The organism is Acidobacteriota bacterium (assembly GCA_028875725.1).
In the GTDB taxonomy this organism is placed as follows: domain Bacteria; phylum Acidobacteriota; class Thermoanaerobaculia; order Multivoradales; family Multivoraceae; genus Multivorans.
The window spans coordinates 656,236-679,779 of sequence record JAPPCR010000015.1 but is presented as its reverse complement, the minus strand read 5'-3'; the positions used below and the strand labels follow the sequence as shown (position 1 = coordinate 679,779).

Here is a 23,544-nt window from a genome sequence, read left to right as displayed (position 1 = left end):
CGTGATCCGTTACGCGCCCGCTCTCCTCGTCGTCCTGCTCACCGCCGCCGCGGCGGTCGCGCCGGCCGCATGGGCCGAGGATCTCTTCGCCGGCGCCGACCTCGAGACGTGGCGGGGTTCGCCGGAGCTGTGGCGATTCGAGAACGGCGAGTTGATCGGCCTCGCCACCGAACGAGTGCCGCGAAACGAGTTCCTCTACGCCCCTGAGCCGGTCGGCGACTTCCATCTGTCGGTGGAAGTGAAGCTCGTGCCGAATCGGCTCAACGCCGGGATTCAGTTCCGGTCGAGCCGCCTCGAGAACGGCCACGCGGTGGGGTACCAGGCCGACATCGGTCTTGGCGTCTGGGGCCGCCTCTACCATGAGTACGGACGCGGGCAGCTCGACTGGACGGACGCCGGCGAGCGCCACGTTCGGCCGGGCGAGTGGAACCGTTACGAGATTCTCGCCGTCGGCCACCGCATCTGGACGGCCATCAACGGGCGCCTGTCGGTGGCGACCCTCGACGAAGCGGGGGAGCTCGAGGGCCTCCTCGCCTTCCAGATCCACTCGGGGCCGCCGCAGGAGGTCCGCTTCCGCGATGCCACGCTTACGCGAGACCCCGTGGTGGAGCTGGCCGGGATGAACGAAGCGGTGCTCGAGGAGGCGTTGAGACCGGCTCCGCTGCTCGGGTTCGGAGGCCCGCGAACCGCCGTCGACGCGCCGGCGCCAGCGGCCGTGGACAGCGTGCGTGATCCGACTAGCGGTACGGCCTTGCGCCGGACACCGCCGGGCGTCGAAGCGATCCTCTTCGCTTCCGAACCGCTCCTGGCGAGCCCGACCAACCTCGACGTCGACCGCCACGGCCGCGTGTGGGTCATCGACGTCATGAACTACCGCGAACACGGTGAGAACGACGAGCGTCCGGAGGGCGATCGCATCCTGATCCTCGACGATGCCGACGGTGACGGCGTCGCCGACCAGGCCAAGGTCTTCTACCAGGGTCGCGACATCGACGCCGCGCTCGGCATCGCGGTGCTGGGGAACCAGGTCATCGTGACCGCGGCGCCCGAAGTGATCGTCTTCACGGACGAGGACGGCGACGACCTTCCCGACTCGAAGGAGTCGCTGTTCACGCGGACCGGCCTCGCCCAGAACGACCACTCCACGCACTCCTTCGTCTTCGGACCCGACGGCAAGTACTACTGGAACATGGGCAACGCCGGCATGTACGTGCACGATGCGCGGGGCCGGCTCGTGTACGACCGCTTCGGTCTGCCGGTCGCCCAGCGCCGCGTCACGCGATTCCGTCCGGGCGAGTTCGACGACATCGAGCCGCACTACCTGGGAGGCATGGTCTTTCGCTGCAACCCCGACGGCAGCGACTTCGAGGTCCTGGGTCACAACTTCCGCAACAACTACGAGGTCGCCGTCGACTCGTTCGGCAATCTCTGGCAGTCGGACAACGACGACGACGGCTACCGCGGCGTGCGGATCAACTACGTCATGGAGTACGGCAACTACGGCTACCGCGACGAGATGACGGCGGCCGCCTGGGCCCAGCCCCGGACCGGGCAGAGCGACATCTCCTGGGAGAGGCACTGGCATCAGAACGATCCGGGAGTCGTCCCCAACTCGGTGTACCTCGGTGCCGGCTCGCCCGCCGGCATCACGGTCTACGAGGGGCGGCTGCTGCCCGACGTCTACTGGGACCGACCCCTGCACGCCGACGCCGGTCCCGGGGTAGTGCGCGGGGTCGCCACCGAGAAGACGGGCGCCGGCTGGAGCGGGGAGATGGTGCCGCTGCTCGGCGGCGAGGATCGCTGGGCCCGGCCCGTCGACGTCGCCGTGGCTCCCGACGGAGCGGTCTACGTCAGCGACTGGTACGACCCGGTCGTCGGCTGGAACCGTCAGGCCGATCTCGATCGGGGACGCGTCTTCCGCCTCGCGCCGCCCGGTCATCGCAGCCAAGGGTCCGAGTACGACTTCTCGACGGCCGCGGGCGCGGTGGAGGCGCTGGAGAGTCCCAATGCCGATGCCCGGTTCGGCGCCTGGCAGGCATTGCGTGCCATGGGCAGCGATGCGGAGGAGGCGCTCGCCGGGCTCTTCGAGTCCGACCGGGCGGTCTTCAGGGCCCGCGCCCTCTGGCTGCTCAGCAGGATCAACGGTCGCGGCCCGTTGTGGATCGAGCGTGCGCTGGCCGATGACGACGAGGACATCCGGGTCGTGGCGGTGCGAGCGGCGCGCCAGTTGGAGACGGGACTCGAGCGGGTGCTGGAACAGGCCGCCGCCGATGCTTCGCCGCAGGTGCGCCGTGAGGTCGCCCTGGCGCTGCGGGGCAACGAGGTCGAGGCCGCTGCCGACCTGTGGGCCCGGCTTGCCCTGCGCCACGACGGCGAAGACCGGTGGTATCTGGAGGCGCTCGGCATCGCGGCCGCGGATCGCTGGGACGAGCTGCTCGCCGCCTGGCTCGCGAGGGCGGGCGACGAGTGGAACGCCGCCGCCGGCCGCGATCTGATCTGGAGGTCGCGGGCCGCCGCGACGCCGGCGCTTCTGCGGAGGATTCTGGCGGACGTTGACCTCGACGCCTCGGATGCCGCCCGTTACCTCCGCGCCTTCGACTTCCAGGCGGAGAGTGCGGCGAAGGAAGACGCCCTCCGGCGTGTCTTTCTCGATGCGGCAGGGGATGCGGGTCCGGCGGCCGCGTTCATCGCCAGCGAGGCGGCGGTGCGTCTGGAGCGCATCGATCTGGAGAACGACCCCGAGGTCGCCTCGGCGCTCTCTACGCTTCTCAGTACGGATGTGGCAGCGGGCCCCTTCGTGCGCCTCGTGAGTCGCTACGAGCTCGATGCCCACTTTCCGAAGCTGGCCGGGATTGCCGCCCGGCATGGCGCCGAGGCGGTCGGACAGGCGGCGGTCAGTGCTCTGCTGGCCGGCGGCCGACACGACGTCATCGAGTCGTTTCTCGCCGGCGCTGCGGGTGCCGAGGCGGCGAAGCTGGTCGAAGCCCTCGGTCGCTCGCGTGAACCCGGGGCGGTCGCCCACCTCGAGGCCGCGGCGCTCGGCGACTCTCTCGACTGGGGACCTCGCGACCAGGCGGTGCGCGGACTGGCGAGAACCAGGGCGGGCGCGGAGCGGCTGGTGGAACTGGGCGAGCAGCGGAAGCTGCCCGAAGAGCTGCACGAAGTCGCGGGGGCGGCGCTCTCGAGCGTGATGCAGGTTCCCGTCCGGGAGCGCGCCGCGGTGGTGTACCCGCTGCCGTCGACGAAGAGCCCCGAGCCGTTGCCGCAGATGACCGACCTGCTCGTCCTTCTCGGCGACGTCGACCGCGGCCGCGAGGTCTTCGCCTCGGCGACCTGCGGCGAGTGTCACATCGTTGCGGGCCACGGCACCGAGTACGGCCCGGATCTCTCGACGATCGGCGCCAAGCTGGCCAAGAAGGGCCTCTACGAGTCGATTCTCGATCCGAGCGCCTCGGTTTCGCCGACCTACGCGCCCCACCTGTTCGAGCTCGCGAACGGCGAGTCCGTGGTCGGGATGCTGGTCTCGGAGACCGACAGTCGTCTGATCGTCAGAACCGAGGGCGGCGTCGTCACCGAGTACGAGCGCGCGGAGGTAGAGAGCGTCGTACCGCAGTCGGTGTCGATCATGCCCTCCGATCTCTCGAGCCAGATGACGGTCGAAGAACTCATCGATCTGGTCGAGTACCTGACGACGCTTCGCTAGCCCAGGAGATTCAGCGTGATTCAACGAACGGATGGTCCTCGTAGGAGAAGCGCTCGTGTTGTGGGCTCTGTGCTGATCGCGACGATCGCCCTCACCAGCGCCGCGTCATTGGTCCTGGCTCAATCGACGCGGACGCGAATCCGGGAGCCACTGCCGCTCGAGATCGCAGTCTCCGTGCACGGCCACCACGCACGCTCGTCGATCAACTTCTCGCCTGACGGAGCCTGGATCGCCCACACGGTGGAGACGGATGAGACCGTGCCGGGGGGGCCCCGCATGGAGGCGACGGTGACCAGGCTCGCGGATTCCGAGTCGATACGACTAGGTGGCGAGCACAGCTCCAGTTGGGCGGGAGTCTGGTCGCCGGACGGCAAGTCGGTGGCCTTTTTCTCGGACGAGGGTGGCGAGGCCGCTCTTTGGATCTGGGATGCAAGCGCGCGCCGGGCCGAGCGCCTGGGCAGCGTGGTCGTGCTGTCGTACTTCGGATTTGAGATGCCGCGATGGAATCCTGACGGCAACGCAATCCTCGTCAAGATCCTGCCAACTGGCGAGTCGATAGCCGGCGCCAACGGTGTGGATAGTCCGGTTCCCGGAGCCACTCCCTCCCGCTTTCCGGACACGGGGCCGGATGCGCCCTCTGTATGGGTGCGGCGCGTCGATGCCCCGATCGAGTCGATCGATCCTCCCGACGTGGAACCGCCGTCCGAACGCCTTCCGCCCACCGGCGACCTTCTCGACGAAGGGGATTTGGGGGTGGTCAGTTTGAGCGGGGAGGTGACAAGGCTCGTCGAGCGCAAGGCGATATGGGACTGGGCCTTCTCCCCGGACGGGCGGCACGTTGCATACACCGTGGAGAAGGGACGCGAGCCAGCGAGCGAGCAGACCAACTTCGATTTGATCGTCCACGAAGTTGCCACCGGCTGGACGCGGACTGTTGGCACCAATGTGCGGCTCCGTTATGGCATCGAATGGAGCTGGTCGCCGGACAACCGCCATGTCGCGTGGTTCCCGGCGGGACGATCCGCCTTCGCTGCGGCTGCCGCCGGCGAACCTGGACGGCTGATGGTTGCTTCCATCGCCGACGGCAACGTCACCGAGATCGGTGAAGCGCATGTACCGAGCCTTGTGCCAGGCCAAGGCTACTTGAGGCCCCTGTGGGACTCGGCCGGGGAGCGGGTGTACGGGGTCGGTGACGGCGACCTGTGGGAGGTTTCGCTCGGCACCGGCTCGCTCCGCCGCCTGACCGACATTCCAGGTTGGCGGATTGGGGTCATCGTAGCCGGTCCGCATGACGAGACTGCCTGGACCACCGATGGAGGTCGGACTCTCTGGGTCATCGCACGCACCGAGAGCGGCGGGGAATCCGGGATCTTTGCCGTCGATCGCATCTCCGGCGCGAGCCGCGCCTCGCTTACCGAGCGGAAGTTGTACTCGGGGATCCTGAACGTCGATGCGAACACCGAGACCGGCGAGCTTGCCTTCGTCTCCACCGACCAGAAGCACCTGGAGGACATCTGGACGTTCGACACGCGTACTGGAGCGTCCAGCCAGCGGTCCCGGATCAATCCGGGACTGCAACGCTACGAGTTGGGCTCCGCCAGGCTCATCGAGTGGCAGAGCCGAGACGGCGCGCCGCTGGCCGGGTCACTCCTGCTTCCTCCCGGATACCGGGAGGGCGAGCGGTTGCCCCTCGTCGTGTGGGTCTACGGAGGTGTTCACGGCTCAAGGTATGCCCGTCGCGGCTCAGACTCCGTCAACCAGTTCGGGCTGGCGGGCTACCCGGCGTTCAACATGCATGTGCTCGCCACCAGGGGTTACGCCGTCTTCTTCCCCAATGCGCCGATCCGCGTGGGGTCGCCGATCAAGGATGTGATGGAGTCCGTGATGACGGGCGTGGACGCCGTGATCGATCAAGGCTACGCCGACTCCGGGCGGCTCGCGCTCATGGGCCAGAGCTACGGCGCGTACAACGTCCTCGGCATCATCACGCGGACACACCGTTTCAAGGCCGCAGTGATTACGGCCGCGGTCACTCACCCGGATCTGTTCGCGGCCTACGTCGGGGGGGTGCATCGCCCGGGATACTACGAGCAGGGCCAGGGCCACATGGGGGGCAGCATGTGGGAGTTTCCCGAGCGCTACCGGGAGAACTCACCGTTGTTCGCTTTCGACCGCATCGACACCCCGCTTCTGATCGGACAGGGCGAGCATGACGGCGATCTGGTGCCCTCCGAGGCTATCTTCGTCGCGTTGGAGCGACTCCAGAAGCCGGTCGAGTACCGCTTGTACGGCGGTGAAGGGCATGTGATCTCCAAGCGGCCCAATGTGATCGACTTCTGGGAGCGGCGCCTCGAGTTCCTGGCCGAACACCTGAGCCTTGAGATCGACGAGGACGGAGCAGTGGTCCTCCCGGCAGAGACACCGTGAATGTGGTCGCTGATGAGCATGCGTGCGAAGGAGATGGGCAGCGCCGTGCCGTGCTCGGGCACCGAGGCGAGGTCAGCCTCACCGGCGCGCCCCGTTTCTTTCAGACGATGATGTCGTCGACGACCAGGCCTTCGACGTCTGTCAGACGGAAGTCGCGTCCCTGCGAGCGGTAGGTCAACCGTTCGTGGTCGAGACCGAGCAGGTGCAGGATCGTGGCGTGGAGGTCGTGGATGTGGACCTTGTTCTCGATCGCGTAGTAGCCGTAGTCATCGGTGCGGCCGTGGCTGTGGCCCGGCTTCACGCCGCCGCCGGCCATGAACATCGTGTAGCCGTGGGGGTTGTGGTCGCGGCCGTTTCTGGCGCCGGCTTCGGCGCCGGGGGTGCGCCCGAACTCGCCGCCCCAGAGCACCAGGGTCTCGTCCAGCAGTCCGCGTGACTTGAGGTCCTTGATCAGGCCGGCGACCCCCTTGTCGACCTCGGCGCAGCTCTGCGGCAGGCCGGTGATCAGGCCCGAGTGGTGGTCCCACTTCGTGTCCGGGCCGTGGGTCGCCTGCACGAAGCGCACGCCCGATTCCGAGAAGCGCCGGGCCAGCAGGCAGCGGAGCCCGAAGTTGCTGGCCACCGGGTCGTCGAGTCCGTAGAGCCGCCGGGTGGCCTCGGACTCGCCCTCGATGCTCATCAGCTCGGGCGCCTCCGTCTGCATGCGGAAAGCGAGCTCGAACGACTCGATGCGGCCCTCGAGCGCCTGGTCGGGGCCGGTCTGCTCGAGCTGGCGGCGCTGCCAGCGCTGGAGGAGGTCGAGCTCGCTCCGCTGGACCTCGGGCGACACCGATTCGTTGTCGAGGAAGTCGATCGTCGCGTCTTCCGTCTTCATCCGCGTCGTGCCGATCGCCGTGCCGTTGTAGGCGGCGGGCAAGAAGGCGGACGAGTAGTTCTGGACGCCGCCGTGCTGGTACGAGGGGCAGATCGTGATGAAGCCGGGCAGGTTCTCGTTCTCGGTGCCGAGTCCGTAGGCGATCCACGAGCCCATCGACGGGCGCACGAAGCGGTCGCTACCCGTATTCATCGCCAGGATGGCCCCGCCGTGGGCGGCGTTCGTGCCCCACATCGAGCGGATGAAGCAGAGATCGTCGACCACGGAGGCGATGTTGGGCAGCAGTTCGCTCACCCAGGCGCCGGACTGGCCGTGCTGCCTGAACTCCCAGGGGCTCTTGAACAGGTTGCCGGTCTCGTTGAACTGGACTCGCGGCTTGGCGAAGGGCAGCGGTTTGTTGTCGTCGCGGATGAGCAGCGGCTTGTACTCGAACAGGTCGTGCTGCGACGGGCCGCCGTGCATGTGCAGGAAGATGATCCGCTTGGCCTTAGGCGCGAAATGCGGCACGCGCGGCGCCAGCGGGTTCGTGGCTGTCGCGGCCAGGACGTCGCGCTGGAGCAGGGAAGAGAGCGCCAGGCCGCCGAAGCCGCAGCCGCAGGTCTTCAGCATCTGGCGGCGGGTGAGCGGTGGCGGCTGGTAGTGGGGGTAGCGCATGGTCGGTGAGCTGAACGTGAACCTAGTTGATGTAGATGAACTCGCTCGCCGCGAGGATCACATGGGCGAGGCGCGTCCAGGCGTAGACCTCCGCTTCGTCCGCCGGCGCCAGGCTCCGCATCTCGTCGAGGAAGGCGAGGCTGTCGGCGATCTCGGTCGCGTCGGCCGGGCGCCCGTAGGCGCGGACGAAGGCGGTATCGATGCGATCCGCGGCGTCGGCGTCCTCGATCTCCAGCAGTTGCCTTGCGAAGCCGAGCGCCGCTTCCTCGACGAAGGGGCTGTTCATCATTAGCAACGCCTGCCGCGGCACGACCGTCTCGGATCGATCGCCTACCGAGTCGCTGGCGTCGCCGAAGTCGAAGCCGCCGAAGATCGGATAGACCGCGGTACGCACGACCGGCATGTAGATCGAACGCCGCGGCGCGTCGTAGATGTCGACCCGGTCGAGTGGGCCGTACTCGCCGAAGACGTATCCCCTGGCCTTGTACTCCTCCACCCGTCCACCGATCGTCAGATCGAGCCGGCCGGCGAGCTGCAGCAGGGCGTCGCGAATCGGCTCGACCTCGAGGCGTCTCCGGTTGTTGCGCCAGAGGAGGCGGTTCTCCTCGTCGACGGCTGCGTTGGCGGCGTCGTAGTCGGTGGACAACCGATAGGTGCTCGACAGCATGATGTCTCGGTGCAGGTCCTTGAGCGACCAGCCGCCCTCAACGAAGCGGCGCGCCAGCCAGTCGAGAAGCTCAGGGTGGCTGGGAACGCTGCCGATCGCGCCGAAGTTGCTCGGCGTGTCGACGATGCCGCGGCCGAAGTGCCAGTGCCAGACGCGGTTGACGATGACGCGCGCGGTGAGCGGGTGCTCGGGGTGTGTCATCCAGCGCGCCAGTTCGAGGCGGCCGCTCGTGTCGCCGGCGACCGGCGGCGGCGGCACCAGGTGGTCCGTGACCTTCAGGTAGCCGCGCGGCTCGGGTTCTTCGGCGAGGTTCAGATGGCTGCCGCGGATATGCACCGGCAGATCGACTGTCGCGGTCTCGTCCACGGCCATGGCGTAAGGCAGTGCGGGCGGGGACGCTTCCTCCAGGCGTTCGACCTCGGCGCGCAGCCCGGCTAGCTGCTCCAGGGCCTCCGGCGGGTAGAGCTTCTCTTCCTCTTCCTGGTCGAGGCAGAGGATGCAGAAGTAGCCGTCGTAGACCAGCCAGCGCAACTCCTCCTGCTCGCGGGGGAGCCTGAAGTCGGAGGACGCGAGGTCGTCCTCGTCCTTGAGCCCGAGTCGCATGAGGTGTTCTTCCCAGGCGATCTCGATCGTCGCGAACAGGCTCGCGTAGCGCCAGGCGACCTCCTCCAGCGTCTTCGGCGCCGGTCCGCGGACGAGGCTTCGGGTGAGGGGCGCGATCAGCACCTTCTCCGAGGCGATGATCGCCCTCAGCTCCTCGGTCACCTGCTCGTAGCGATCGGGCGAGGAGGCCGCGTAGGCGTTCCAGATCACGAAGACGGTACTCGGGCTCGGGGCGTCCCCCTCGACCGGCGGGCCCTCCCGGTAGCGGTAGAAGGCCCTGACCCAGCGCTCGAGGACCGGCGGCTCCAGGCCCCGGCCCTGGGCCACTCCGGCGATCGTCTCGCGGGCTTCCTCCTGCTTCGCCTCGTCGTCGCTCCAGCTCGGGTAGGCCTCCTCCGCGGCGAGCAGGTACTCGGCGAGGGCCGCGCGGCGGGGGCCACGCAGGACGTCGTTCTGCTCGCGGACCACCCCGTCGACCTTCTCCTGCGCCTCGGCGACCAGCCTCTGCGCCGCCTCGTACTCGGCGATCTCGTCTTCCGGGGCCAGTGGCCGCTCCAACCAGCGCATGCCGGCGGCGTCGCTCATCGTCTCGGTCGAGCGCAGGATGCCGGCCATCGCGTAGTAGTCGGCGGTGGGGATCGGATCGAACTTGTGGTCGTGGCAGCGGGCGCAGCCGACCGGCAGGGCGAGAAAGGCACGGCCCAGGGTGTTGACCTGCTCGTCGACGATGTCGATCAGCATCTTGTCGACGTCCTGCTCGGCGAGCACCTTGGGGCCCAGCATCAGAAAGCCGGTGGCGGTGATCTGCTCGAAGCGCTGCGCGTCGGTCTCCGCCGGCATCAGATCGCCGGCGATCTGCTCGCGGACGAAGCGGTTGAAGGGCTTGTCGCGGTTCAGGGAATCGACGACGTAGTCGCGGTAGCGGAAGGCGTTGGGGAACGCGATGTTCTCGTCCAGGCCGTTCGAGTCGGCGTAGCGGGCGATGTCGAGCCAGTGGCGGCCCCAGCGCTCACCGTAGTGAGGCGAGGTGAGCAGCCGGTCGACGACCTTCGCGAAGGCGTCGGGGCTCGAATCGGCGAGGAAGTCCTCGATCTCGGCTTCCGACGGGGCCAGGCCGATCAGATCGAAGGTCGCGCGTCTCAGCAGCGTGCGCTTGTCGGCTGGCGCCACCGGCGCGAGGCCGCGCTCCTCGAGGTGCGACAGGATGAAGCGGTCGAGGTCATGGCTGACCCAGGCCTCGTTCCGGACCTCGGGTAGCGCGGGATCCTCGACCCTGCGGAAGGCCCAGTGCTCGCGGCCGGGGCCGTAGTCGAACGTCTCGGCGGTTCTGGTGGCCACCACCGTCTGCTTCCCGCCGGTGCGCGGGTCGGGCGCGCCGCGGCGGATCCACTGCTCGAAGTCGGCGATCACATGGGCCGCCAGCTTGCCGTCCGGCGGCATCTGGGTGAGACCCTCGTAGCGGAGCGCCTCGATCATCAGGCTGTCCTCGGGTGATCCCGGGACGATCACGGCGCCGCTGTCGCCGCCGGCGCGCACGCCTTCCGCGTCGAGCAGGATCAGGCCGCCACGGATCTTCGCGGGATCGCCGCCGTGGCACTGGTAGCAGCGCTCAGCCAGGACCGGCCGGATCTTCGACTCGAAGAACTCGAGGTCGGCGGGATCGATCTCCGAGGCGCCGGCGACCGTTCCGACCGCCGCCAGCCAGGCAAACAGGAAGGGCGCAGCGCGGATCATTGAGGACTCTGGATTGAACGGTGGATTCTACTTCCTCGTCACGTACACGTAGTAGGCGCTCGCGATGACTTCCCGCCCTTCTTCGAACCAGGTGTGCAGGGCGATGGTGCCCTCGGGCAGGGTCACCGTGAAGGTGGCCTCCGTGTCGTCGGCGCCGACTCGCGTCGTCAGTCCCTCGAAGCCGTAGGGCCTCTTGTCGCCGATGTCCAGGTGATGGTGGTCGCTGATGAACAGGCGTGCCGAGGAGATGGGCAGCGCCGTGCTGCCCTCGGGCGCCGACGCAAGCGGTACGTCGAGTTCCCGGGGCCAGCGCCGGAGCGCGAACTCGTACTCGCCCGCCACGGCCACGTCGAGCAGCCAATAGCCGGTCTTCCGGGTGCCGCGTCGAACCTGCGCCTGCTGGTCGACGAAGACGTCGAGCCACTCGCAGCCGGTCAGCATCATGGGATTCTCGATGTCGTTGCCGATAACGATCCGCTGGGGCTCGTTGGCGGTCGGGGCCACCTCGTCCCACCACTCGTAGAGATGGTCCCGCATCCTGGCGACGACGTCCGGGTGCTGGTCGATCACGTTCGTGGTTTGCAACGGATCGGATGCCAGGTCGTAGAGCTCGCGGTCTTCGAGCAGGCGCCAGTGCTTCCACAGGACCCCCGCATGACTGCGGGTCAGGATCGACTGGGTGTACGGGGAGGGGTAGTTGAATCCGGACGGCATCCGGCTGTAGTTGATGATCAGCATGCGGTCCTCGGGCACAGCAGCATCTCCGCGCAAGACGGGGGCCAGACTCATGCCGTTGAAGTTCCGGGCGGCCGGCGTTTCGATGCCGGCGAGGTCCAGAAGCGTCGGCAGGACATCCTGGACCTGAGTCAGGCCCGTGACGTCCCGCGGGTCCGCCAGGTCGCCGTTCGGCCAACTGATGAAGAAGGGCACCCGATGGCCGCCTTCCCACAACTCGGTCTTCATGCCGCGCATGCCGGCGTTGAAGTAGAGCGGGCCGTGGGTGCTGCCGTTGTCTGTCATGAAGATCACGATCGTGTTCTCCCGAAGCCCTTCCTCCTCGAGGAACTCGGCGAGCTTGCCCATGTTCGTGTCGATGTTCCGGACCATGCCCAGATAGCTGGCCAGCCGGCCCTTCAGTGCCGTGCTCATGTCGGCGAACTCGGGCCTCGCCAGCGCGGCCGCCAGCGCGGCTTCGTCCTCCTCCTTGGCGATCAGCGGACCGTGTGGCGTGTTGGGCGCGATGTAGGCGAGAAAGGGATCGCCGGACTCCGCCGAGCGTCGCATGAAGTCGATCGCCTCGGCGAAGAAGATGTCCGTGCAGTACCCCTTGAACGCCTGCCGCCTGCCGTTGCGGATGTAGGTGTCGTCGAAGTAGTCGTTGCCCCAGAAGTCGGGCACCGAACCGATGTGGGAGGAGGGGAACCACACCGTTTCGTGGAAGCCGCGGTCCTCCGGCCGGAAGGGGTAGTTGTCGCCGAGGTGCCACTTGCCGAACACCCCGGTCCGGTAGCCCGCGTCGGCGAAGATGTTGGCCATCGTCGGAATCTCCGGCCGCAGGAGCGCTCGACCGCTGCTGACGTTGATCGCGCCGTTGCGGGCGGCGTCCATGCCGGTCAGCAGTTGCCCGCGGGTCGGTGTGCACATCGGCGCCACGTGGAAGTCGTCCAGGCGCACGCTCTCGCCGCGTAGCCGGTCGAGATGCGGAGTCTCGAGCACGGGGTTTCCGTGGGCGGACAGTTCGCCGTAGCCCTGATCGTCCGTCATCACGATGACGACGTTGGGCGGCTGCGCGAACGCGGTCGTCGTGGCGAGCGCGGACAGCAGAACACCGGGAAGAGACGTTGTTAGCCTCACGATCGAGTCTCCATGGTGGGTGTTTCCAAGAGCGAGCGGTGGCACGCAGAGTAGCGGAGACCGCGCGCAAGCCCGAAGCCGGGACGGCGTTCCGTGACCGGTACGGCGACTGGGCACTCGTCGCTGGCGCCTCGGAGGGTCTTGGCGCCTCCTTCGCGGAGTGCCTCGCCGAACGCGGCATGGACCTCGTGCTCATCGCCCGGCGCGAATCGTTGCTCGGCGACCTGGCGGGCCGGCTTCGCGATCGGTACGGCGTCGAGGTGCGGCCGCTTGCGATGGACCTCGCCAGTTCCGATCTCGCCGACGGCCTCGCTACCGCCACTGCGGACCTCGACCTGGGCGTGCTCGTCTACAACGCTGCCTTCGTGCCGGTGGGGCGCTTCGTCGACAACGACGCCCGAGCGCTCGAGCGGGCGGTCGACGTCAACGTGCGGGCACCGGTCGTCATGCTGCACACGCTGCTGCCGGGTCTCGAGCGGCGTGGCCGCGGCGCGGTGATCCTGATGTCCTCGCTGGCGGGCCTGCAGGGGACGGCGCGGGTGGCTGCCTACGCCGCGACCAAGGCATTCAGCACGGTCCTCGGCGAGGGCCTGTGGCAGGAGCTCCGCGAACAGGACATCGATGTGGTGGCCTGCTGCGCCGGCGCGATTCCCACGCCGGGCTACAAGCGCTCGGGCAAGGGCCGGGTGCCGGGCATGCTCGACCCCGACGCGGTGGCGCGGCGGACGCTGGATGCGCTGGGCAAGGGTCCGCGGTTTGTGCCTGGACTCGTCAACCGTCTGGTCGCCGTGCTGCTTACGCGTCTCCTGCCGCGCAAGGCGGCGATCCGGCTGATGGCCGGGAACACCGGCGACATCGGCTGAACGCGTCCCACGCTGGGTGCGCCGGCGTCCCCGCCGGCATCCGGCGTGCAGCGCCGGCTTCCGAACTTCTGCTGCGCCTACCGGCGGTCGAACCGCAGCCGCCGCACCCGCGACGAATCGCTGATGTAGAGGGCTCTGACACGTCCGTTGGCATCTCGCTCGAAGCGCGCCGGCCAGGCGACGAAGGTGCTGAACAGCGCGCGGGCCGGAAACCTCTCCAGTAACGGATCGCTCAGTTCGAAGGCGTCCTTGAACAGGGGATCGAGTGTGCGCGGCTTCTCGAGCGGACGGCGAAACAGCAGCTTGCCGTCCTGGAACTCGACCGAGTAGGTAACGTCGAGTTCGTCGCTCGTGTAGGAGCCGACGTACTCCGCCAGCTCCTCGGGCGTGGGAGTCACCGCGGGCATCGCCCTGTAGCGGCGCTTCGGATCGTCCGCCAGGGTCGCCGTTCTCGTGCCGTCCTCGTCCGCGTCGAACGCGACGATGAGGCCGGACAGGCCGACCGCGAACCGGTCCTCGCCCAGGGGCCTGGTTCTCACCGCGCCGAAGTAGAGCCCGCCGTTTCGGACGGTGATCGGGACGATCGAGTCGGTACGGGTATGGAGGTAGGGGTCCGCCCAGCGTTCCAGGTCTTCCAGCGGGACCTCGACGCTCGGCTGCGGACTCTCCGCGTCCGCGGCCTCGTCGTCTGGCCCGAGGAAGACGTCGATCGCGCGGCGACCGATCGCGACCGGATTGATGTCGCCGTGATTGCACAGGAGAGCGAGCGACAGGCGGTCGCGGTTGGGATAGCGGGCCAGCCAGGACCGGTAGCCGGCGGTGCCGCCGCTGTGCGAGATCTCGCGTTCGCCACGGTACTCGCCGATAGCGAGCCCGAGGGCGTAGTCGCTCTCGGTCCCGTCGTTGAACCGTCCGGGAGTCTCCAGCATGTCGACGAGCTGCTGGCCGAGGAGCTTCGGCTCGTCGAGCTCCTGGTTCCAGCGCTGCAGATCGCCCACCGTCGTCAGCAGGCCGCCGTTGCCGAAGACCTCGGTGTTCGCCATGTTCTTGTGGAGCCCGCCGCTCCTGCCGGTCCCATAGGCGGTGGCGCGACCCTTGACGATCTGCGTGAAGTCGTCCCGCCAGAGTGTGTTCGTCATGCCCAGCGGACCGAAGATCCGCTCGGTCGTGAACTCGTTGAACGACTGCCCGGAAATGCGCTCGGCGAGCACCACGCTCAGGATGTAGGGAGCGTTGCTGTAGAGGTACTCCTCACCGGGCAGGAAGTTGAGATCCCTCTGCCGGGCCATGAGGGCCAGGACTTCGGCGTTGGTATGCGCGGCGAAGCCGTCGGGCCGCCCCCGGAGGGCGACCAGCGGCCGGAACGTCCTGAGCCCGCTGGTGTGGGTCAGCAGGTGGCGGATCGTGACCGGCGCGCCGAAGTCCGGCAGTTCGGGAAGATACTCACGCACCGGGTCATCGAGCGAGAGCTTGCCGTCGAGGGCGAGGAGCACGATGGCGGCGGCGGTGAACTGCTTGGAGACGGAGCCGGCCTCGAAGATCGTCTCGGGCGTGATGGCCGCCGGCTGCTCGAGGTGGGCCATGCCGAATCCGCGGGCGTAGACGGTCTCGCCGGCCCTGGTGATGGAGACGGCGCAACCGGCCGTGTCGTCCCGGTCCCACGCCCTGAAGACCGCGTCGACCTGCTCCGCCACCGTTGGCGCCGACTGCTCGACGTCCTGAGCCGAGGCACCGGCGCAGACCGCCAGGCCGAGGAGCAGATACCCCAGGAGGGTCCGGCGCCGGCGTGGGTTCGGTTGACGGAGAGGGTCATGCCTCATGTTTCGATCTCCTCTGCCTGATCAGGATCGCAAGGCCGAGCACGATACGATGCTACGCCCGATGACGCACAACCCGAGGCGGTACCTGGGCGGCGGCAGCCCCAGGCCACGGCCCCTTGTGTTCCTGTCTGCCGCCCTGGTCGCGTCCGCCGGCTTCGCCGCGGACAAGCGGCCCATGACGATCGTCGACCTGATCGACGTGCCCGGTGTTGGCAGTCCGCGAATCTCCCCGGACGGCGCCCAGCTCCTCTACACCCGCAGCGACACGGACTGGAAGAAGAACGGTCGCACCACCCACATCCGCCGGATCGGGATGGACGGTGCGGGAGACGTCCGGTTGACCTACGGCGAGAAGGGGGAGCGTAGTCCGCGCTGGTCCCCGGACGGGAACTACGTGGCCTTCCTCGCGAATCGCGGCGAGGAGGACACTACGCAGATCTACCTCCTGCCGAACGGAGGCGGGGAAGCCGCCCCGTTGACCGGCCACGAGACCTCCGTTCAGAGCTTCGAGTTCTCGCCGGACGGCGAGCACATCTTCTTCGTGGCTGCCGACCCGGAGACTCCCGAGGAGAAGAAGAAGGACGAACTGAAGGACGACGTCTTCGCCTTCGACGAGGACTACAAGCAGCGCCACCTGTTCCGGGTCGCCTGGACCGGCGACGACCGGGGCGGCGTCGAGAGGATCACCGAGGGCGACTTCTCCGTGGTCGGCTTCCGAATCTCGGCGGACGGCGCGCGGATCGCGCACCACCGGGCGCCTTCGCCGCTCTTCGACAACCGCGACGAGGGCGAGGTCTGGCTCATGGATGCCGACGGCGGCAACGCTCTGCAGCTCACCGACAACACGGTGACCGAGTCCGGCGCCGAGCTGTCGCCGGACGGGCAGTGGGTGCTGTTCACCTCCACCTCCAGTGCCGATCTGGAGACGTATTACAACGGCAACATCTTCGTGGTGCCGGCCGCCGGCGGAGCGCACCGTCTGCTGTACGAGGACATGCTGCACGAGGTCAACGGCGCCCGCTGGGCGGACGCCGGCACGATCTACTTCACCGCGAACACCGGGGTGCGAAACCAGCTCTTCCGTGCCGCGGTCGGCGATTCTCAGCCTGTGCCGCTCACCGAGGGCGACCACGCGCTGGGCTCCTGGAGCTACTCGCAGCAAGCGGGCCTGCACGCGTTCGGGATCAACCGCCGCGAGAACGCCGGCGACATCCACGTGATGCCGGCCGGGGGCGGGACTCCGAGGAAGGTGACCGCGGCCTACGACTACCTCGACGAGACCTTCCTGCTGCCTCGCCAGGAAGCGATCCGCTGGCCGGGCGAGGACGGCGTCGAAGTCGAAGGCCTCCTCTACTACCCGCTCGACTACGAGGAGGGCAACCGGTATCCCGTGGTCGTGCAGACGCACGGCGGACCGGCGGCGTCCGACAAGTTCGGCTTCGGCCGCTGGTCCAACTACGTCCAGGTGCTGGCGGCCCGCGGCTACTTCGTCTTCAAGCCGAACTACCGTGGGAGTACAGGCTACGGCGATCCGTTCCTGCGCGACATGGTCGGCCACTACTTCCACCAGGCGCACCTCGACGTGATGACCGGTGTCGACCACCTGATCGAGCTTGGGCTGGTGGACGGCGACCGCATGGCCAAGATGGGCTGGAGCGGCGGCGGTCACATGACGAACAAGATCATCACTCACACCGACCGCTTCAAGGCGGCGTCCTCAGGCGCCGGCGCGGTGAACTGGATCTCGATGTACGGCCAGAGCGACGTGCGGACCTACCGCACCCCCTGGTTCGGGGGCACTCCGTGGCAGGAGGACGCCCCGATCGGGGTCTACTGGGAGAACTCGCCGCTCAGGGACATCTACAAGGTGACGACGCCGACCCTCGTCCTGGTTGGTGAGAACGACGTTCGCGTACCGCCGCCCCAGTCGGTGGAGCTCTACCGGGCGCTGAAGGCGAACGGAGTCGAGACCCACCTATACGTTGCACCGCGGGAGCCCCACGGCTGGCGGGAGCTCCGCCACGAGCTGTTCAAGGTGAACGTGGAGATCGACTGGTTCGAGCGCCACGTTCGGGGCATCGAGTACGAGTGGGAGACCGCTCCGGGGTCTGAAGAAGACGGGGCGGTCGAGGAGACCGGCGCGAGCACCGGCTAGTCGGGATGGATGTGCGCGAGACCGCCGGTGCGGCGGGCAGTGAAACCGGGAGCGCGAAGGGGCCGAAGATCCCGGTCGCGGTCTTCGTCGTCATCGTCGTCGGCCTCCAGACAGCGGCCTGGAACGTGGCGAGTTACCGGCTGCACGGAAGCGTCGATCCGATCTACTTCGTGCTCAGCCTGTTCCTGTCGATCAACCTGCTGATCTGCTACTGGGAGGCCTGCCTGTACCTGCGGCGCGACTACATCGCGCAGCGGGCCGAGTACTGGCGCGGACGCGGCGCGGAGACCGGCCGGCCGCCGGCCATCCTGTTCCTGTTCTCGGGGATCCCGCTCACGGGCATCCTGTCGCCGACGGCATGGTCGGACGTCTGGGCGGCCTACTCCGTGTATGACGACGCCTACACGGATCGGCGGACGTTCGGCTTCAATTGCGACGTGGGCAACGGCTTCGCCACGCCAGTCCCGTCGATGGTCCTTCTTCTGTCGATGACCACCGGTTTCCTGCCGGCCGTCGTCGCCGGGATCCTCGGAGTCGCGCTCTTCTGGCAGTGGGTCTACGTCAGCTCGCTCTACATGGTGAGCTTCTACGTCTCCGGCGGACACCGGGCAATCGGCCGGCTGGACCGGCTCGTGTGGGTGTGGGCGCCCAACACGATCTGGGTCGTCGTGCCGATGTTCGGGCTGTACGTAGCGATCCGCCTGGTTCTGGACGGGACGTATGCCGTACTAGGCCACTAGTCGCCGGTCTCTGCGGCTGCCTTGGCTTCCCGCTGCTGGCGGCGGAACTCGCGGATCCGCTGCATCTGCTCCCTCAACTGCTCGGGCACGATGAAGGTGGGCATGTTCGTCTGCTGCGTCGTGTCGCTGAACGTGTAGTGGATGAAGCCGACCATCATCTCGTCGGTCGTTGCTTCGCCCCAGGTCACGTTCGACGTCGGATCGGGGTTGGCCAGGTTGTCGGTCGAGTTGTCGAACTTCGCGTCGACGCGGATCGTCGTGCCGGCCGGGATCACCCTGGGCGCCGTCGGCGTGTAGGTGAGCTGCCAGTTGAAATCATAGTTCGGCACGTCGAGCAGGACTTCCTTGCTGCCGTCCGGGTACTCGGCCGTGAACGTCATCGACTTGCCCCGCAGGTGCATGTGCGGCGTGAAGTCGAAGAGGACAGCCTCGTGTTCGGTGGTGAATGACGACCAGGAGTGGTAGTCGCTATCGCCCGCCGGAATGTTCAGCGTCGGATCGACCAGCCACAGCGTCTCCACCACGTTCTCGGGCTTCTCGTCGTGGAAGTAGAGGCCCATCGTCGTCTGGTCGGTGCCGCCGGTGCCCGGACCCGGGATCTTGTGGTAGTGCATCTGGAAGAACAGCGTGCTGTTCGGCGGCATGCGCATTCCGTGCCCTTCCGCGAACTGGAGCGGCGCGACGCCCGGACCCCAACCGCCGACGAAGGTGAGGTCCAGGGTTCCGGTCGTGCTCCGCACGCCCGCGATCGTGGCGTCGGGCGGCGCCAGGTACGTCAGTTGGTGATGTACAGCTTCGACGAATCCGGGGTGGATCTCGATCGCACGGATCCAGCGCTCCTCGTCGACCGGGTTGTCCACCTGGAGCCACTCGTAGTGATCCTCGATGTCGTCTGAGACGTGGAACTCCGGCGCCGTGTAGATGACGTCCGGCTCACCCAGCTTCCAGTCGGAATCGAAGGTGGGCGGCTCCGGCGCCTGCGAGAGGTCGCCGGCCGGCGCGCCCACGGCCACCCAGTTGTTCAGGGTCTCGATCTCGGCGTCCGTGAGGCTCGGATCCTCCACGAACTCGCCGTGCTCCGGGTTGGCGAACCAGGGCGGCATGGTGCGCTCGGTCGTGACCCGGCGGATCGACTTTGCCCAGGGGCGCGTCTCGTCGTACGTCAGCAAGGACATGGGCGCGGTCTGTCCGGGCCGATGACAGCTCGCGCAGTTCTTGTGGAGGATGGGCGCTACGTGGTCCGCCCAGGTCACCTCGGAGGGGTCTGCCGCGTTGTTGGCTGGCGGCGCGGCGAGGGCGGCGCCCGCGAGGAAGGCGAGGGCGAGAGCGAGGTAGGGGAGGCGGGACTTCATGGGTTTCTCCTTGGCCCGGTTCGTGTCCGTGGACGCGGCGAGTCTAGCGGGAAAAGGCACCGGAAACCGGCGCTTCGAGAGCTTCAGTCGAACGCCGAAAGAACCTCTTCGTCGATCTGCTGCCAGGCCTCAGGCCGGTTGCCGACGCCGCAGAGGACGATCTCCTCGGCGCCGGCTTCGACGTACTGGTGCAGCAGGTCCTGAACGTGGGAGGCGGTGCCCCAGCAGTACCAGGGCTGTCCGGGCGACTTCGCGGCTTCCTCGTCGTTCGCGAAGAGCCGGAAGGGGAGGCCGACCGTTCTCTTGATCTCCGCCGGGTCGCGGCCGGCGTCCTCGCAGTGGCGGTCGAGGACCTTCTGTTTGTGCCGGAAGACGTCGACGCCGGCGGGATGCCAGAAGTCGAGGTTGCTGATGTCGCCGTAGCGGGCGCAGGTGCGGAGCGTCCGCTTCTCGCCGTTGCCGCCGATCAGGATCGGGATGTGAGGCTTGTTGGTCGAGCCGGGCACGAGCGGCGCCTCGTCCAGGCGGTAGTGGTCGCCCTCGAAAGTGACCTTCTCGCCCTCATCCGCGGTGAACAGCAGGCGGATGAGTTGAGCCGCCTCCTCCAGGCGGTCGGAGCGCTCGCGCAGGGTGGGGAAGTCCCAGCCGTAGGCCTGGTGTTCGCGCTCGAACCAGGCTGCGCCGATCCCCAGCTCCATGCGCCCGCCGCTGATGTGGTCGACGCTGGCGCAGATCTTCGCGAGCAGGGCCGGATTGCGGTAGGTGACGCCGCAGGCGAGCGTGCCGAGGCGCACCCGCTCGGTCACGACCGCCGCCGCCGTGACCAGGGTCCACACCTCGAGGGCCGACAGGTGTTCGTCGTTGGGAGCGGCCGGCGGCAGGAAGTGGTCCGAGAACCACAGGCTGCGCCAGGTGCCGTTCTCGATCGCCTGGACCGTGGCCTCGGTTTCCGACCACGGCACGCGGTAGCTGCTGAGTTGGGCGCCAAACTCCATGGGCCGTAAGTTACTCCAAGTGGTACGCTGTTCCAAGTTTGTGACGCGCGGCGATGACGGACGACACTCAGCCCCAGACGGCCGCCGACTCGCCTGCCCGCCAACGCTCCGATCGTCGGCGAAGAGTGCCGCTGCGCACCAAGCTCGCCTTCTCCTCCGGCGGCTTTCAGGAGGGGATGGTGGTCGCCGGACGGATCACCACTCTGATCTTCTACAACCAGGTGCTCGGCGTCTCGGCGGCTCTGTGCGGCGTCGCCTACCTGATCGCGAGCATCGTCGACGCGGTCTCCGATCCGATGGTCGGAGCGATCTCCGATCGCTTCCGGAGCCGATGGGGGCGTCGCCACCCGCTGATGCTGATGTCGGCCCTCCCGATCGCGACCTCGTTCTACTTCCTGTATCAGCCCGTCTCGGGCCTGAGCGAGGGCGCCCTCTTCGCGTGGCAGGTGTGCTTCCTGGTCCTGCTCCGCATCGCGACGTCCTTCCACAACATCCCGCGCGACGCGCTCGGCGCGGAGCTCACCGACGACTACCACGAAAGGACCTCGGTCTTCGGTTGGTACAACGTCGTCGCCACGGGCGCCGCGGTCGGGCTGAGCCTGCTCGTCCTGAACGCTGTCTTTCCGTCCACGCCGGCGTTCAGCAACGGGCTCCTCGACCCGAGTCGGTACGTCATTCTGGCCGGGTTCGGCGCAGTCGTGGTGCTGGCGGCTGTTCTCGTCTGTACCTTCGGCACGGCCGACCAGATCCCCCATCTGCACGCGACCACGCGCCGGCGCTTCAACTTCCGCGACCACTACGGAGAGCTGCGGCAACTGCTCGCGAACAGGTCCTTCGTGTCGGTGACTGCCTCCTGGCTGACCATCGCCGCGGCCCAGGGTGTGCTGGACATGGTCAACATCTTCACCTGGATCTGGGTGTACGACCTGTCGACGGAACAGTTCTCGGTCCTGGCCTTCGCGAAGATTCCAGGGATCTTCGTGGCCCTTCCGCTCGCCAAGTACATGACGCGCCGCTTCGACAAGAAACCGACGGTCATCTTCACCAGCGCGGTCTCGGCCGTCCTGGTGGCCTTTCCGCACGTCCTGCGCCTGGCGGGTCTGTTTCCCGGGAACGACTCGGCGCTGCTGCTGCCCCTGCTGTTCGGACCGCTGTTCGTCGGCTATGCCCTGGTGACGGTAATGGCCATCGTGGTCGACTCCCAGTTGGTCGACATCGCGGACGACCACGAACTCCGGACCGGCAGCCGGGCCGAGGGCACGATCTTCTCGGTTCGGGAGTTCGCGATGAAGGCGACGGAGGGCTTCGGCGGCCTGATCGGGGGCTTCGGGCTGGAACTGATCCGGTTCCCGCAGAACGCGGAGGCGGAAGGAGTTTCGGCGGGGACCCTCACCGGCCTGCTGGTGATGAGCGGACTGCTCTGTCTTGTGATCTACGGCGTCGGCATTCTGTTCATGATGCTGTACCGCCTGAACGCCGCCAGGCATGAGGAGATCCTGACCGTGCTCGAAACGAGGCGTGCGGCGCGTGCGACGGGAGCCGGCGGCGGATGAGCCTGGAGCAGCTCAAACGGGACTTCGACCGGGATGGCTACGTCGTCCTGCGCGGCTTTCTTTCGCGGGACGAACTCGAAGAGCTGCGTGTCCGCGCCGCGGGATGTCTCAGCGAAGCCAGGAGAAGCGAGGAGTACCCGGGCGTCGTCAAGAACCTGAACGGGATCGATCCGTGGTTCGAGGATCAGCTCCAGCGAGGCAAACAGGCCGAGCTGATCTCGGCATTGCTGGAGGCCGAACTGGAGCCGGCCAGCGCCGGCTGCTTCGAAAGGATTCCCGGCGAGAGCTCGGGGATCAGGCCCCATATCGATGCCATCGGCCGACGGCGCAGGGGCGCGACGGCGTGGATCGCCCTGGACCGTGCCGACCGGGAGAACGGCTGTCTCTTCTACGTGAAGGGCACCCACCGGCAGGACCTGCCGAGTGTCGTTGGCCTGGAAGGCTTCGGCGCGGAGTCCGAGGGGGCGGTGGCGGTCGAGGTCGACGCGGGCGACGCAACAATCCACAACTCCCGCACCGTGCACTGGTCGGAGGCGAACCGTAGCGAGCGGCCGCGCCAGGCGATCACGTACTTCTACTGGGCGACCTCGTGCACGGGGCCGGCGCACCCTGGACGCACCCGTTCATGACCGAGATCAGTTGCCCGTGAGACGGGCAGTGTACTCACGGATGCGCTCTGCATTCGCGCCGACATCGCTGCGGCCCACTCTCGACTTGGATCGGACGTCAATGCGGCTGCCGGCGCCATCTCCGCGCACGCGAATGACGACGTCGTCCTTGAAGCCGTACCAGAAGGTCGTGTCGGTTGCTTCTATGCGTCCCGCCGCGGCGTCGTCAGCCACCAGTTCCCACCCCATTGCCCCGGCTGCGGCCAGCGCCTGGGAGAACGCTTCGGCGGGCGGTACGTCCAGCATCACCGAACGGAGATCCGGATAGCCCTCACGCTGCTGCGCGGCAACTGCGGGGTCGTACTCCGGAGGATTCGGGGCGTCGGCCCGGAGGGGGAGAATCGCGACGAAGGCCGGCGGATCGTCGGTGTCGGTCGTGATGTCATGGATCGGCGGAACCGATCGGGCAAGAGCCTGCTGCCCTGCCGGGACCATGTAGCAAACCGCGCCAAATGCGGCAGCCACCAGGCCGGCCGCGACGTTCTGCCAGTGCAGGCGCCGGAACGTGGCCCAAACCGTCCCGATCAAGGCGATGCCCGCCGCGCCTGCCGAGATGAGAGCGCCCCAACGGAGAACGGTGAAGGACATCCCGAGCCCGAGCAGGCCCGTGCGGTAGCCCAGGGCGGCGGCGAGCGCGAGCAGAGCGCCGACGGCGACGGCGCCGGCACCGGCACAGACCACGGGCGACCAGGTGCGAGACGTGGTTCCGGTCGTGCTGGTCATTCTGGCTCCTCCCCGGAGATCGTGATGAACTTGGCGATTCTATTGTCGCTGAGGAAGGCGCACCGGAGCCGCTTCCGAAGGGACTTTTCAGCGCCTCCGGATCCGTGTATACACAGGTTTTGGCAAGCGACAACGAACGCGACGGGAGAGAACCACGAT

General features: G+C 67.7%; 14 protein-coding genes. 7 read left to right on the top strand and 7 right to left on the bottom strand.

Annotation, left to right across the window (positions count from 1 at the left end; genetic code table 11):
* The first annotated feature begins 1 nt into the window (after nt 1).
* Both OXI49_14290 and OXI49_14285 read left to right on the top strand, forming a co-directional pair.
* A complete protein-coding gene (locus OXI49_14290) occupies nt 2-3,703 on the top strand; it encodes a DUF1080 domain-containing protein (protein ID MDE2691682.1) in 3,702 nt (1,233 codons plus the stop codon).
* A gap of 60 nt (nt 3,704-3,763) precedes the next feature.
* Nucleotides 3,764-6,130 carry a prolyl oligopeptidase family serine peptidase gene (locus tag OXI49_14285; GenBank protein ID MDE2691681.1) on the top strand — a complete coding sequence of 789 codons (2,367 nt, stop codon included), beginning with the start codon at nt 3,764-3,766 and terminating at the stop codon, nt 6,128-6,130.
* A 100-nt stretch (nt 6,131-6,230) separates the two neighbouring features.
* Here the strand turns inward: OXI49_14285 and OXI49_14280 are convergent, their stop codons facing one another.
* The 3 genes from OXI49_14280 to OXI49_14270 are packed head-to-tail and all read right to left on the bottom strand — an operon-like array spanning nt 6,231 to nt 12,516.
* On the bottom strand, nt 6,231-7,658 hold the full coding sequence (locus OXI49_14280; GenBank protein MDE2691680.1) for a DUF1501 domain-containing protein: 1,428 nt from the start codon (nt 7,656-7,658) through the stop codon (nt 6,231-6,233).
* 22 nt (nt 7,659-7,680) lie between these two features.
* Entirely contained in the window at nt 7,681-10,662 is a 2,982-nt protein-coding gene (locus OXI49_14275) for a PSD1 and planctomycete cytochrome C domain-containing protein (GenBank protein ID MDE2691679.1), read from the bottom strand.
* 27 nt (nt 10,663-10,689) lie between these two features.
* A complete protein-coding gene (locus tag OXI49_14270; GenBank protein ID MDE2691678.1) occupies nt 10,690-12,516 on the bottom strand; it encodes an arylsulfatase in 1,827 nt (608 codons plus the stop codon).
* 38 nt (nt 12,517-12,554) lie between these two features.
* On the opposite strand from OXI49_14270, the gene OXI49_14265 reads away from it, so the two are divergent.
* The gene (locus OXI49_14265) at nt 12,555-13,379 is read left to right on the top strand and encodes an SDR family NAD(P)-dependent oxidoreductase (GenBank protein ID MDE2691677.1); all 825 of its coding nucleotides are present in this window, start codon (nt 12,555-12,557) and stop codon (nt 13,377-13,379) included.
* Nucleotides 13,380-13,456: 77 nt separating this feature from the next.
* Here OXI49_14265 and OXI49_14260 read toward each other — a convergent pair whose 3' ends face one another.
* Complete coding sequence (locus OXI49_14260) at nt 13,457-15,199, bottom strand: serine hydrolase (GenBank protein ID MDE2691676.1); 1,743 nt, start codon at nt 15,197-15,199, stop codon at nt 13,457-13,459.
* 61 nt (nt 15,200-15,260) lie between these two features.
* Between OXI49_14260 and OXI49_14255 the strand changes: the two genes are divergently transcribed.
* Both OXI49_14255 and OXI49_14250 read left to right on the top strand, forming a co-directional pair.
* On the top strand, nt 15,261-17,354 hold the full coding sequence (locus tag OXI49_14255) for a S9 family peptidase (GenBank protein ID MDE2691675.1): 2,094 nt from the start codon (nt 15,261-15,263) through the stop codon (nt 17,352-17,354).
* An 11-nt stretch (nt 17,355-17,365) separates the two neighbouring features.
* Nucleotides 17,366-18,094: a hypothetical protein gene (locus tag OXI49_14250; protein MDE2691674.1), complete on the top strand. Its 729-nt coding sequence runs from the start codon at nt 17,366-17,368 to the stop codon at nt 18,092-18,094.
* On the opposite strand, the gene OXI49_14245 is transcribed toward OXI49_14250, so the two are convergent.
* Both OXI49_14245 and OXI49_14240 read right to left on the bottom strand, forming a co-directional pair.
* Nucleotides 18,091-19,446 carry a hypothetical protein gene (locus OXI49_14245; protein MDE2691673.1) on the bottom strand — a complete coding sequence of 452 codons (1,356 nt, stop codon included), beginning with the start codon at nt 19,444-19,446 and terminating at the stop codon, nt 18,091-18,093. The two genes, OXI49_14250 and OXI49_14245, sit on opposite strands and share 4 nt — an antisense overlap.
* Nucleotides 19,447-19,529: 83 nt before the next feature.
* Nucleotides 19,530-20,441: a TIGR03560 family F420-dependent LLM class oxidoreductase gene (locus OXI49_14240; protein MDE2691672.1), complete on the bottom strand. Its 912-nt coding sequence runs from the start codon at nt 20,439-20,441 to the stop codon at nt 19,530-19,532.
* Between the two features lie 125 nt (nt 20,442-20,566).
* Between OXI49_14240 and OXI49_14235 the strand changes: the two genes are divergently transcribed.
* The gene (locus tag OXI49_14235; GenBank protein ID MDE2691671.1) at nt 20,567-21,994 is read left to right on the top strand and encodes an MFS transporter; all 1,428 of its coding nucleotides are present in this window, start codon (nt 20,567-20,569) and stop codon (nt 21,992-21,994) included.
* Nucleotides 21,991-22,623, top strand: coding sequence for a phytanoyl-CoA dioxygenase family protein (locus OXI49_14230; GenBank protein MDE2691670.1), 633 nt, complete (start codon nt 21,991-21,993; stop codon nt 22,621-22,623). The genes OXI49_14235 and OXI49_14230 overlap by 4 nt, the downstream gene beginning before the upstream one ends.
* Before the next feature lie 6 nt (nt 22,624-22,629).
* Here the strand turns inward: OXI49_14230 and OXI49_14225 are convergent, their stop codons facing one another.
* Nucleotides 22,630-23,385, bottom strand: a complete 756-nt coding sequence (locus OXI49_14225; protein ID MDE2691669.1) for a DUF1499 domain-containing protein — start codon at nt 23,383-23,385, stop codon at nt 22,630-22,632.
* Between the last annotated feature and the right edge of the window lie 159 nt (nt 23,386-23,544).